This is a genomic window from Chelatococcus sp. YT9 (genome assembly GCF_018398315.1).
Lineage (GTDB): Bacteria > Pseudomonadota > Alphaproteobacteria > Rhizobiales > Beijerinckiaceae > Chelatococcus.
This window is the reverse complement of sequence record NZ_JAHBRW010000002.1, coordinates 1,541,819-1,554,768: the sequence shown is the minus strand read 5'-3', so window position 1 is coordinate 1,554,768 and position 12,950 is coordinate 1,541,819. Positions and strand designations below refer to the sequence as shown.

At 61.4% G+C, this 12,950-nt stretch carries 12 protein-coding genes; 1 reads left to right on the top strand and 11 read right to left on the bottom strand.

The genetic code is table 11. From position 1 onward, the window contains the following. Nucleotides 1-71: 71 nt before the first annotated feature. Complete coding sequence (locus tag KIO76_RS27060; RefSeq protein WP_213326665.1) at nt 72-1,634, top strand: ABC transporter substrate-binding protein; 1,563 nt, start codon at nt 72-74, stop codon at nt 1,632-1,634. A gap of 66 nt (nt 1,635-1,700) precedes the next feature. On the opposite strand, the gene mmsB is transcribed toward KIO76_RS27060, so the two are convergent. The 11 genes from mmsB to KIO76_RS27005 form a co-directional block, all read right to left on the bottom strand. Further along, a complete protein-coding gene (gene mmsB, locus KIO76_RS27055) occupies nt 1,701-2,630 on the bottom strand; it encodes a 3-hydroxyisobutyrate dehydrogenase (RefSeq protein ID WP_213326664.1) in 930 nt (309 codons plus the stop codon). A gap of 82 nt (nt 2,631-2,712) precedes the next feature. Continuing rightward, on the bottom strand, nt 2,713-3,642 hold the full coding sequence (locus KIO76_RS27050; protein WP_213326663.1) for a branched-chain amino acid ABC transporter permease: 930 nt from the start codon (nt 3,640-3,642) through the stop codon (nt 2,713-2,715). A 4-nt stretch (nt 3,643-3,646) separates the two neighbouring features. Then, complete coding sequence (locus KIO76_RS27045) at nt 3,647-4,519, bottom strand: branched-chain amino acid ABC transporter permease (RefSeq protein WP_291975894.1); 873 nt, start codon at nt 4,517-4,519, stop codon at nt 3,647-3,649. A 3-nt stretch (nt 4,520-4,522) separates the two neighbouring features. Further along, nucleotides 4,523-5,227, bottom strand: a complete 705-nt coding sequence (locus KIO76_RS27040; protein ID WP_213326662.1) for an ABC transporter ATP-binding protein — start codon at nt 5,225-5,227, stop codon at nt 4,523-4,525. A gap of 1 nt (nt 5,228) precedes the next feature. Further along, entirely contained in the window at nt 5,229-5,984 is a 756-nt protein-coding gene (locus KIO76_RS27035; protein ID WP_213326661.1) for an ABC transporter ATP-binding protein, read from the bottom strand. An 80-nt stretch (nt 5,985-6,064) separates the two neighbouring features. Next, nucleotides 6,065-7,243 (bottom strand): ABC transporter substrate-binding protein, encoded by a 1,179-nt coding sequence (locus KIO76_RS27030; RefSeq protein WP_249730187.1) that lies wholly within the window; start codon nt 7,241-7,243, stop codon nt 6,065-6,067. Between the two features lie 422 nt (nt 7,244-7,665). Continuing rightward, complete coding sequence (locus KIO76_RS27025) at nt 7,666-8,352, bottom strand: TIGR02594 family protein (RefSeq protein WP_213326659.1); 687 nt, start codon at nt 8,350-8,352, stop codon at nt 7,666-7,668. Between the two features lie 315 nt (nt 8,353-8,667). Continuing rightward, nucleotides 8,668-9,105, bottom strand: a complete 438-nt coding sequence (locus KIO76_RS27020; protein WP_213326658.1) for a VirK family protein — start codon at nt 9,103-9,105, stop codon at nt 8,668-8,670. 120 nt (nt 9,106-9,225) lie between these two features. Continuing rightward, a complete protein-coding gene (locus KIO76_RS27015) occupies nt 9,226-10,698 on the bottom strand; it encodes an alkaline phosphatase family protein (RefSeq protein ID WP_213326657.1) in 1,473 nt (490 codons plus the stop codon). A gap of 55 nt (nt 10,699-10,753) precedes the next feature. Further along, a complete protein-coding gene (locus tag KIO76_RS27010) occupies nt 10,754-11,740 on the bottom strand; it encodes an ABC transporter ATP-binding protein (RefSeq protein ID WP_213326656.1) in 987 nt (328 codons plus the stop codon). Further along, entirely contained in the window at nt 11,737-12,828 is a 1,092-nt protein-coding gene (locus tag KIO76_RS27005) for an ABC transporter ATP-binding protein (protein WP_502761908.1), read from the bottom strand. The genes KIO76_RS27010 and KIO76_RS27005 overlap by 4 nt, the downstream gene beginning before the upstream one ends. Between the last annotated feature and the right edge of the window lie 122 nt (nt 12,829-12,950).

Sequence of the window (12,950 nt, the reverse complement as noted above, 5' to 3'; positions counted from 1 at the left end):
GGCGCGCCCCGCATTTCACGAGTACGCCAACTATCGGCGCAGATCATCCATACACTTCAAAGGAGTTGACCATGGTTTCCCTTACACGCCGCCGCCTTCTGGAAGGAGCCGTCGCGGCTCCTTTCCTGATGAGCGCGACCCGTGGCTTTGCGGCCACTGGTGACCGCCCAAACTTCACGATCGCAGTTGCCGACCTCCCGGCAACGCTCGAACCGGCGCGCGAGCTCTCCAATGTCGGCACACGCGTGACCTATTCGATCTTCGACACGCTGATCCGGCGCGATTTTCTTGGCTCGCCGGACGGCGGCGGCTCGGAGCTGAAGCCGCATCTCGCCACCAAATGGGAGCGCGTCTCCCCGTCGGAACTTGTCGTGACGCTCCGCGAAGGCGTGAAGTTCCACAATGGTGACGAGCTGACCTCGGAAGATGTGGCCTATACCTTCCGCGACGGTCGCCTCTGGGGCGACAAGGCGCAGATCCCTGGCGGCAAACCCTATTTTGGCGTTCTGGCCAGCGTCGAGCCGATCGACCGCTACACCGTCCGTTTCCGCACCCGGGTTCCGGATGTGCTGCTCGAGCAGCGCCTTGCGTCCTGGTGCGCGTGGATCGTCAACAAGCGTGCTTATGAGGAAATGGGCTTCGAGGCCTATTCCAAGAAGCCAGTGGCGACCGGCCCCTATAAGGTCGTCAATCACAGCGCGTCGGAAGCCACTGTGCTCGATGCCTTCGATGATTACTTCATGGGCCGCCCCACCGCCAAGCGCGTGACCTTCAAGCGCGTCCCGGAACTGGCGGCGCGCGTCGCGGGCCTCGTTGCGGGGGACTACGATCTGATCACCAATATTCCGCCGGACCAGATGAGCGTGGTAGGCGACTACAAGGACATCGACGTTCGCTCGGTCGTCCTCGCCAATGTCCACGTTCTTGCTTTCAACGAGAAGGACAAGGTGCTGTCCGACAAGCGCATTCGACAAGCGCTGGTCGCCTCTATCGATCGGCAGGCGCTCGTAGACAGCCTGTGGCAGGGCACGGCGCTCGTTCCTCAGAGTCACAATTTCCCGGAATACGGCCAGATGTTCGTCGAAGGCCGCAAACTGCCCTTCGACCCGGAGAAGGCGAAGGCGCTGCTGAAGGAAGCCGGCTACAACGGCGAGCCGATCGTCTATCGCACGCAGGCGAATTACTATACGAACGCGCTTGAAGCGGGCCAGATCCTTATCGAACAATGGAAGGCTGTCGGCATCAACGCCTCACTACAAGTCATCGAGAACTCCACGCAGCAGCGCGGTCCCGGTGCACAGATCTTCAACTGGTCGAACTCGACGCGCCTGCCCGATCCGCTCGGAGCCATCTGGGTGGCCTGGGGCGCCGACGGCGAGATCCAGAAGCAGGGCTTCTGGCAATCCGCCGACGCCTTCAACAAGGCCGGCCGCGCCTTGGAAGCGGAGACGGATCCCGCCAAGCGCAAGGCGCTCTTCACCGAGATGCTCGACATCTGGGAAGACGAGGCCCCGGCTACGATCCTCTACCAGCCGAGCGAGGCCTACGCGATCAAGAAGTCGATCGCCTGGCGTCCGACAACCTTCTATTTCATGGATCTGCGCCCGGACAATCTCTCGTTCGGCAAGGTTTGAGCGCGAGCTCTCCATGAGCAGGAAAGGGCGGCTTCGGCCGCCCTTTTTCGTCAGATGCCCAGCCCCTCAGGGCGCCACGCCGGAGCTCCCCGGCGTGGACGTATCCCCGCTGCGCCGGCGCAGGAACTCGATGATCGCGGAGAAGTCGAGGTTGCCATGGCCCTGAGCCGCGAACGTGTTGTAGAGCGCTGCCGCCTCGAGCCCCAACGGCGTGGCGGCATGTACCGCGGCGGCCGCTTCCTGGGCCAGCGTCAAATCCTTCAGCATCAACGCCGTAGCGAAGCCGGGCTTGTAACCCCGGTTGGCCGGTGACGTGGGCAGGGGGCCAGGCACAGGACAATTGGTGGTCAGTGCCCAGCACTGGCCTGAAGAGACCGAAGCAACATCATATAGGGCTTGGGGAGAGAGACCGAGCTTCTCGCCGAGCACGAAGGCCTCCGACACGCCGATCATGGAGATGCCGAGGATCATGTTGTTGCAGATCTTCGCCGCTTGGCCGTTGCCGTTCGGCCCGCAATGCACCACGCGCCGCCCCATGGTTGCGAGCACAGGCTCGGCGGCCGCAAAGGCCTCCGCACTGCCGCCGCACATGAATGTCAGCGTGGCGGCAGCCGCTCCGACAGTTCCACCGGACACGGGGGCATCAAGGGTCAGGCAGCCCGCTGCCTGACCGCGCTCATGGGCCTGCCGTGAGCTGGCAACGTCGATGGTGGAGCAATCGATGAGGAGCGGGCCCGGCTTTCCCGGATCGCGCTTCGCCAGCACATCGTTCCAGACCGCCAGAACATGCTTGCCGGCCGGCAGCATGGTGATGACGATCTCGGCCGTGTCAGCCGCCTCAGGCGCAGACTCCGCAATCGCCACGCCACCAGCGCGCACGGCTTCACAGTTTGCCGGCAGGAGATCGTATCCGCGAACATCGTGACCAGCCTTGACCAGATTAAGCGCCATCGGCGCTCCCATGTTGCCGAGGCCGATGAAGGCGATGCTATGCATGGTGGCTCTCCTGAAACATGTGCTGTCGGTTTTTCTCGGCGGGTCCCGGTAAGAATACCGCTCGAAAGCCTATCCCGTGCACTCAATTCCTGCTGCGCGCCAGACGGTGCTCAATTTCTCCGACGATGCCACGCCGAAACAGGAGCACACAGGCCACGAATACAACACCGATGACGACCGGCACGGGCACGGCATAGGCGGCAAGGTAATTTTCGAGCGAGACAACGAGAAAGGCACCGACGACCGGCCCGAGCATCGTTCCGATACCGCCGAGCAACGTCATCAGAACGACCTGTCCCGATGCCTGCCACGTGACATCTGTCAACGACGCCAACTGGAAAACGATCGCCTTGGTTCCGCCGGCCATTCCGGCGATCGTGGCGGAGATGACGAAGACGATCAGCTTGTAGCGATCCACATCATATCCGAGCGAGATCGCCCGCGGTTCATGCTCGCGGATCGCTTTCAAGACCTGGCCATAGGGCGAATGCACCACCCGCCAGACGATGAAGAAACCGATCAGGAAGATGCCGAGGACTGTATAGTACATCGCCAGTGGATGACTGAGGTCGATCAGTCCGAAGAGATGACCCCGCGGCACACGCTGCAGGCCGTCTTCCCCGCCCGTGAAGCGCGCCTGCAGGTAGAGGAAAAAGATCATCTGCGACATCGCCAAGGTAATCATGGCGAAATAGATACCTTTGCGACGGATTGCGAGGAAACCGATGATCAAACCAAAGAAGGCGCTTGCGACCATGCCCGTGAGGATCGCGAGTTCCGGGGTGAGGCCCCAAACCTTGGCCGTGTGAGCCGCAATGTAGCCTCCCGTACCGAAGAATGCCGCGTGGCCGAACGACAGAAGTCCCGTGAACCCGATCAGCAGATTGAAGGCCACTGCAAACAGCGCGAAACAAAGCAGCTTCATCGCAAAAGTTGGATAGAGCAGGAAAGGCGCGACCAGCGCGAGAGCAACGAGCACGGCGCCGAGGGCAAGGCGAGCCTTTTTGTCCATCGTCTCAGTCCCCCTTGCCGAACAGCCCGGCCGGCCGTAGCAGCAGCACGATCGCCATGATGACGAAGACGACGATATTCGACGCTTCGGGATAGAACACCTTGGTCAGGCCTTCACAAACGCCGAGCACGTAGCCGGAGACGATCGCGCCCATGATCGAGCCGAGGCCGCCGATCACCACCACCGCAAACACGATGATGATCAGGTTGCTGCCCATCAGCGGACTGACCTGATAAACCGGTGCCGCCAGCACGCCGGCAAGCCCCGCCAGAGCGACGCCGCCCGCATAGGTCAGCATCATCAGCAAAGGCACGTTGACGCCGAATGCCTGAACCAGGGCCGGATTTTCGGTGGCCGCCCTGAGATAGGCGCCGATCCGCGTCTTTTCGATAATGAGCCAGGTCCCGATGCACAAGATGAGCGAGGCCAGCACCACAAAGGCCCTATAGATGGGCAGGAACATGAAGCCGAGATTCCAGCCGCCTGTCAGCGCGGCCGGTACGGCATATTGCTGCCCTGACGTGCCATAGATGTGGGTGAAACCACCTTCAATGATCAGCGCTAGGCCGAAGGTCAGAAGGAGGCCGTAGAGATGATCCACCTTGTACAGACGTGACAGCATCAGGCGCTCGATCACGATACCGATCAGGCCGATGATCAGGGGGGCGACGATAAGCGCTGGCCAGAATCCGATTCCTGCAAACCGCAGCAGTAGCCAGGCGGCGAAAGCGCCAAGCATGTACTGCGCACCGTGCGCGAAGTTGACGACATTGATCATGCCGAAAATGACAGCAAGCCCAAGCGACATGAGCGCGTAGAACGATCCGTTGATCAGCCCAAGCAAAAGTTGTCCAAAGAGGAGCTGCGTGGAAATCACCGGCTACACTCCCAGGTAAGTATGCAGGACATCCATCCTGTTAGGAAGTTCTGTGCTGGAGAGATGGGCAACAACGCGGCCATCCTCCATGACATAGTGGCGGTCTGCCACGCCCTGCGCGAAGCGGAAATTCTGCTCTACGAGCAAAATGGTATAGCCTTGACTTTTCAGGGCTCTGATGACCTCGCCGATGCGCTGTACGATGACCGGCGCAAGCCCCTCCGTGGGCTCGTCCAGCAGAATGAAGCGCGCGCCCGTCCGCAGGATGCGGGCTATGGCCAGCATCTGCTGCTCTCCGCCCGAGAGTTTCGTGCCCTGGCTCCCCTTGCGCTCTTCCAGATTTGGGAAGAGCCTGTAGATTGCCTCCACCGTCATGCCGCCTGACGCCACAACGGGGGGGAGAACAAGATTTTCAGCGACCGTAAGGCTTGCAAAGATGCCTCTTTCCTCAGGCACATAGCCAATACCGCGGCGGGCAATGAAATGTGAGGCGAGATTGACTGTCTCGGCACCGCGGTGACGGATGGAGCCCGTGCGCCGCCCGATCATCCCCATGATGGCCCGCAGCGTGCTCGTCTTGCCCGCACCATTGCGGCCGAGCAGCGTAACGGTCTCGCCCTCGTGCACATCCAGCGTGACGCCATGCAGCACATGAGCCTCGCCGTACCACGCCTCAAGTCCGGCGACAGAGAGCAACGCATCCGCCATCTCACCCCACCTCCGTGCCGAGATAGGCTTCGCGCACGCGCGGATCGGCTGAGACGGTTGCATAATTGCCTTCGGCGACGATTTCGCCGCGCTGAAGCACACTGATCGTGTCACATAGCCGCGAGACCACTGAAAGATTGTGCTCGACCATCAGGATGGTTCGTCCGACGGCCGCCTGTTGCACGAGTTGCGCAATGCGGTCGATGTCCTCGTGCCCCATACCCGCCATCGGCTCATCTAGGAGGAGAACCGTGGGCTCGAGCGCGAGCGTCGTCGCGAATTCCAGCGCCCGCTTGCGCCCATAGGACAATTCGGCCGCTTCGGTATGGATATAATCTTGCAGGTTCACCGCCTCGATCAGTTCGCCTGCTCGGCCATTGAGCCGTGTGAGCACGCGCTCCGAAAGCCAGAGCTGCGTGGCGAGACCCGCCTTGCGCTGCAGGGCCACCCGCACGTTCTGAAGCACCGTCAGGTGCGGGAAGGTGGCCGAGATCTGAAACGAGCGGACGAGGCCTCGACGGGCGATCTGGGCGGGCTTTTCGGCCGTGATGTCCGTGCCGTCGTAGATGATCCGGCCGGACGTCGGCTTCAGAAACTTCGTGATGAGATTGAATACGGTGGTCTTGCCGGCCCCGTTCGGACCGATCAGGGCATGGATCGATCCGCGTCGTATCTTGAGATTCACGTCCCGGACGGCAACGAACCCTTTGAACTCCCGACGCAAGTTAAAGGCTTCCAGAACGAAATCAGCGCTCATGGACACTCCGACCAGGGACCAATCCGACAGCCGCGACGATCGGGCGGCAGGACGCCGCCCGATGTGAGAGGGGCCTGTGTTTAGCCGGCCAGCTTGCAGCCCGACTCTTCAACCGTGAAGAAGGCCTTTTCGCCGGGAATGGTGCCGAGCAACTTGTAGTAATCCCATGGCCCCTTCGATTCATTCGGCGCTTTCACCTGGAAGAGATACATGTCATGGACGAACCGGCCGTTGGGAAGTACCTTACCCTTGGCAAAATTGTCATCTACGGGCGTCTCACGGATCTTGCGTGCGACAGCATCAGCATCCTTTGTTCCTGCCGCCTTCACAGCCTTGAGATAATTGACGACTGTCGAGTACGTCCCTGCGTGGATCATGTTCGGCATATGGCCGGTGCGCTCGAGATAGCGCTTGGAAAAGGCGCGGCTCTTGTCGTCCTTGTCCCAGTAGAAGCCTTCTGTCAGCACCAGCCCCTGCGCCGCCTGCAAACCAAGCCCATGGACCTCCGCCAATGTGAACAGCATCCCCGCCAGACGCTGGCCACCGGCGACCAAGCCGAATTCCGCCGCCTGCTTGATCGAATTCGTCGTGTCCAGACCAGCGTTGGCCAATCCGACGATCTTTGCGCCGGATGACTGTGCCTGCAGCAGGAAGGACGAAAAATCAGAGGTATTCAAGGGGTGGCGTACCGCGCCGAGGACCTTCCCGCCCGACTGTTTGACGATGTCGCTGGTGTCCTTTTCCAGCTGATGGCCGAAGGCGTAATCTGCGGTCAGGAAGAACCAGCTGTCGCCGCCCTCCTTCACTACCTCTCCGCCTGTGCCCACCGCGAGGGAACGCGTGTCGTAGGCCCAATGAAAGCCATAGGGCGAACAGGACGCACCCGTGAGCGCTGCGGTGGCCGCGCCGACCACCATGTTGATCTTCTTCTTTTCGCGGGTGATGTCCTGGACCGCGAGCGCGACCGAGGACGTCGTCAGCTCCGTAATCATATCGACGCCGTCGACATCATACCACTGCCGCGCGATATTGGACGCGATATCTGGCTTGTTCTGATGGTCAGCGGAGACGATCTCGACTTTAAGGTCGCCGAGCTCAGACTTCATATCCTCAACGGCCATCCGGGCCGCTTCGACAGACCCTTTCCCGCCAAAGTCCGCATAGACACCCGATTGGTCGTTCAACACACCGATCTTGACGCTGGTCGGGGCCTGCGCCAAGGCGGCCGTTGACAATGCGGCTACGGCGCAAGCGGCCATGAGATTCCAGGCGAAACGCCCCATCAAATCCTCCCATTCAATATTGCTGCGGCAGTTATCTCTGCCTTTTGGATTTGTCCGGCCCGACGATCCTGTGATTCAGGTAGCTGCACTCGACGAACAGTCGCCGAGACCCCGGTCTCGGGAACGAACATCGACGGCGTGCTCACCTGCGAGGATCACGTCAGGCCACGCTCGCATCATAGGCGTTCACGCCCCGAAGCGGAACGGCAATAGCGCGACCTTGAAGTTCGACTTTCGATCAAGACGCGCTCGAGCGCGGCGCCTAAAGATATGATGTAATCATCCGCACCGCTACCGGTATCAATATCGTTACCAGTCGCGTAAGCAGCAGCGCATCGGATCCCGCTCTTTGCTGGGAGCCGATGCGTGACGTCGTCTCAGTATTGCGATGAACTTCTCTAGGCCCAGACCTCGTCCACTGTCGGACTGGTGCCAATGGTAGCCATCCCGGAACCGACTTGGCCAACCAACTCCACGGCGGGCCTCAGGTCGATGTCAGCGGACGGTAGTGCGCTGACATCATCCGCGAGCAAATCGACGGCGCGGGCCGACCGCGCGGACCCTGAGTGGTCATGAACAGGCACAGCCGCGTTTAAAGCGTCTATCTGCGTTTTGCTGAGGGTGGGGAGGTCATAGAGCTCCCGATCAGGCTGCCCGCTCGGCCAACGGTAGCCAAGGACCCGCGAGGCAGGAAAGGCTTCGATACTCACCGCATCGCTTTGATTGCCCGCCAAAAGGAGGAGATCGCCGGCCTCCGTCTTCCCCACCAGGAAGCCTACATGACCCTGCCATGAAGAGGGAGAATCACGCCAGAGCACAACAACGCAGCCGACCGCCGGCGCGTCGAGCTTGACTGGCAAATTGAGCCACTTGCGCGCAACCTGTCCCGTGGCGACCGTCTCCTCGCCAGAGCTCCGAAGGATGTGATCCATAAAGGCGCCACCCCATGGCGTCTCGTCATCACGGAACGGCGCCCCCATGTCCCTCCACCAATCGACAATGGCCTGGTTGTGCGCAGGTCCCGGGACCTCGCGCATGCCAACGTGGCCGCGCGCAAGCGTCAACCATTTTGCTTCTTTGGCCATGATTTTCTCCAGATGACGTTACACCGAAAACAATACTTGATGAAGTCAAGTATATTCGAGAATATCATGCGCAGAAGATCGAAGAAACAGAATAATCAAGAATGATTTGATATACTATATATGCGTCAGATTTCGAGAAATAGACACGATATTCTATAGAATAATCTACTTAATTCGGTTTATCGCATTCCCTCATCTTCACTGCAGATCGCAAAACCACATCACGCTCTCGATGCGAATGGACCGCAGTGTGCCGGCAGCCTGTTCAATGAGCGCCCTCCCAAGAAGGCGCCCCTCTTGGAAGGCGCGGACGTGTTATTCGCCCTTCAACTGCACCGAACCATCGCGCAGATTGCAGTGATAGCGCGAGATCGGTGATGCTGGCTGGTAAGTCGCGGGATCGATGCGCTTGAGAGTAAGCTCCACGGCATTATCGGGCTTGAACCGCGCCCGAACATACTCAAGCTTCATCGTTCCATCAGCTGCTTCGAAAAGATGAGTGCCTGATGTCGCAATGTAAGCATCCAACAGATTGTATGCTGGGAAGCGGATCACAGCCACCGCCGACGGGCCTCTCTCTCCCTTGTCGTCTCGGCATCTGGCAAAGTCAACGACAATAGCTGGCATGGCGCCACGTGCCAGGGCGTCGCGAAACTGCTCGTACCCCATAGCCGATGCGTTCACCGGCGCTCGGAACGCTGCGCTGAATCCGACAAAGGCATTTACCAGTTTAAACCACCACGCCCGCTGCATCGGAACTCCCAACCAAAGGATATTGGGAGATAATCTTATGATCGATGCGGTATAGGCGCGGAGATCAGATCCTTCTTCGTGGCAATTGATGCCAATGGCGAGGGATGCGCAGGCGACTGATCAATGTCCGCCGCCCAGGATGAACCGTCTGCCGGCGTGCTCGACCATGTCCACATGCTGCGCGAAGCTACCATCGCCAGCCGAATACCGCTTGACTTGCGGCTCCCCGGGAAATGGATGCGTAAGATTACGGCCACGCATGGTCTGGGACGGCGCCATACCGAGAAGCCCGAGAACTGTCGGCGTGATGTCGATGATTCCCGCTGGCATGGACGTCCGCGAGCCGCGACCTTCTGCCGTCTCGGCACCGACGATCAGAACCGTATTGAGCTCATGCGGATTGATGCCGCCATGCATTCCGCCGCCGAGCGGAACGTCGCCCGGCGTCATGGCACCAAGGCCAGGCAGGCCGAACTGATCCTCGGACAGGTCAGAACGCAGGATGAACATGAGATCGGGCTGGCGAAGATGGCCGTTACCCATGAGGTCGAGCGATAACGTGCCGGCGATCTCGCCTTCGACCTCATTCCGTGCGCGGGAAAAGACATGACCGACGAGCGGCTGCTCCATAAGCCAGCGCGCCATGCGACCGACCAGGGCTTGATCGTCACCGCGCAACCGAATTTCCCCGCTGATGCCCCCCGTCACAGTCAGCATGACATCGCTGATGTCATGGCCCGTATTGACCTTGAACCCAGCCGCCGTCGCATCGGCGAACAGCGGCTGGACGGCGCCCGTAGAGATCTGACCATGGTCAGACGCCACGATGACGGCGACGCTCTCGCCGTCGTGCTGGCTCTCGATCCAATCGAGAATCTCGCCCAGAGCCCGGTCGGCCTCGGCGAGGCCGGTCTTGGCCTCCTGCGATCCAAGCCCCTTATAGTGAAAGGTCGTGTCAGGCTCATTAAACCATACGATGGCTACATCCGGCTGAAGCTTCGGGAGCACATAGTCCACCATCAGCCTCCCCGCGTAGCGCATCTCGCCGAGACGCGGCAATTCGCGCTTCGGCAACGGCCCAATATGCGCCGTGGCCTCCGCGACTGCCTCGGGCGTCTGCGTGCTTTCTGGTCCGTGCATCGAGAATGTCCAGTGGCCATTCGTCTTGGCGCGCGGGTTGATGAAATGCGCGGCGCCGGCCGACCCTGTATGCACGACTGCGAGACGCCGACCCGCCCGAGCTAGCACGTCACCGAGTGTATCCACGTCAACCATCCGCCCGCCGTGATAGCGCTCAGCCCGGCGGATGTGGTCGATGTCACCGGTCAGAAAGATGTCATCGGGTAGCGCTTCGCGATGATAGAAGGCGTTGCCGACAATGCCATGCACCGTCGGTGGGGCACCTGTCGCGATGGAAGTCGTCGCCACGCGCGTCACTGAGGGGAAGACGCTGCGCGCCTCGCGGAACCATGTGCCCTGTGCGGCGACGCGGAGAATATTCGGCGTAAGCTCCGGCGATACCAGATCCGGACGCAACCCGTCGAAGACTGTCACGATCACCCGGCGGACCGTCGGCTTGTCATCTTGCGCCATAGCAATTCTTCCTTGATAGACAAAGCTCATGCCGCCGCTGTAGATGCGGCTTCCCTTACGCAGCAACGGGCTGCGATTGGGCAGCCGGCACCAAGTGGCAGGCAGCCAGCCGCCCGTCCGCGACGCGCCGCAGTGGAGGGGTTTCGCTCCGGCAAACCGCATTCGCGCGCGGGCAGCGCGGGTGGAAAGCGCAGCCCGCCGGACGTTCGACCGGATTGGGCGGATCCCCCGTAAGAACGATACGCTTGCGGTCTGGGCGCGCTACCGTCGGCACGGCCGAGACGAGGGCTTCCGTATAGGGATGCGCCGGCGTGTGGAACAGGTCATCAGGCGCGCCCTGCTCGACGATCCGGCCAAGATACATCACCGCCACCTCGTCGGCGATCTGTCGCACGACCTTGAGGTCATGGCTGATGAAGAGATAGCCCATGCCGAAACGCTGCTGCAGGTCCTGCAGCAAGTTGATGACCTGCGCCGCGACGGACACATCGAGCGCCGAGATTGGTTCGTCGCAGACGACCAGCTGTGGATTGAGCACAAGGGCACGCGCCAGGACGACGCGCTGTCTCTGGCCACCGGACAGTTCGTGAGGATAGCGCTCGAACATCGCCGCACGCAAGCCGACGGCATCGAACAAAGCGAGCGCCTTCTCCCGTCGCGCCTGCGCACCGTCTTCCAAGCCGTGAATAACGAGCGGCTCCACGACCTGCTCGCCAACGGTGAGGCGTCGATCGAGCGCCGCGAGAGGATCCTGGTGCACCATCTGCATGCTACGGCGCATGGCACGCCACCGACTGTCGCGTGTTGCCGAGACCGGTTCCCCTGCGAAGGTAATACGCCCGCGGGTCGCCGGCAGGAGGCCAAGGACCAGCTTGGCGGTCGTTGACTTGCCGCAGCCGGATTCGCCGACCAGGCCGAGCGTCCGCCCGGCATCAAGGGAGAAGCTGACGCCGTCCACGGCGTGCAGCCAACGTTTCTCGCCGCGATCGCCCGCGACCTGATATTGGCGCGCGAGATCCCGCACGTTCAGGAGTGCGCTCACGCCGACAACTCCCGGCGCCCATCGCTACCCTGCCAACCGAGATCCTGCGTAACGGGATCGTGGCGGCTCGCGTCACGCGCCGACTGGCGCCTCCATTCACCCATTAGCACATCGAGCCGAAGGCAGGCCGACAGATGGCTTTGACCGGCCGATGCCAACACTGGTATGCGACTGTTGCATTCCGTTTTTGCATGGGCGCAGCGCGGCGCGAAGGCACAGCCGGGTGGCATCGCCTCCGGCGAGGGCACCGTGCCGTTCACGGGGGTCAGACGCACGCGTGGCCCCTCCAGGGAAGGCAATGCCGCCAGGAGCCCTCGCGTATAGGGGTGGCAGGGTGAGCCGAGCAGATCGTCGGTCACAGCCGTCTCGACGACCCGCCCTGCATACATTACCGCCACACGGTCACATAGGTCGGCGATGACGCCGAGGTCGTGCGAGATCAGCACGAGACCCATGCCGGTGTCCCGTCGAATGTCGCGGATAAGGTCAAGGATCTGGGCCTGAATGGTCGCGTCGAGCGCCGTGGTGGGCTCATCGGCCACGAGTACATCCGGTTCGCCGGCGAGCGCTATCGCGATCATGACCCGCTGGTTCATGCCACCTGACAACTCATGCGCGTACTGGCGCAGACGACGCGGCGCGTCGGCCATGCCAACCCGATCGAGCAGACGGAGTGCTTCACGTTCTGCCGCCTTGCCGGTGAGCCCGCGGTGCAGGCGCAGCGCCTCACCGATCTGCGTGCCGATACGCAACACGGGGTTGAGGCAGCTTGTCGGATCTTGGAAGATCACGCCTATCCGGCCGCCCCTGACATCTGCGATCTCGCGTTCGCTGAACGCGCACATATCACGGCCATCGAGCAGAACACGGCCTGATGTCACCGCCCGCTTGCCAAGAAGTCGGAGCGCCGCAAGCCAGGTCACGCTCTTCCCGCAGCCCGATTCGCCAACTATGCCCAACGCCTCGCCGCGCTGAAGCGTCAGATCAATGCCATGCACCACAGGCGTTTGGCCTCCCGCATGGCTGAAGGAAACCGTGAATTTGTCCAGGGCGAGCAGCGGCACAGCCGCGGCAGCTGGATGGACCAACGGCAATAGCCTCCCGGAGGGAGGGTGTTGGGAAGCGGCAATCATCATTCCCGCATTTGCCCTCGTGATGATGACGGCCGCATGACAAGCCCCTTTGACCGCGGGGCATCCGGCCAAATCCG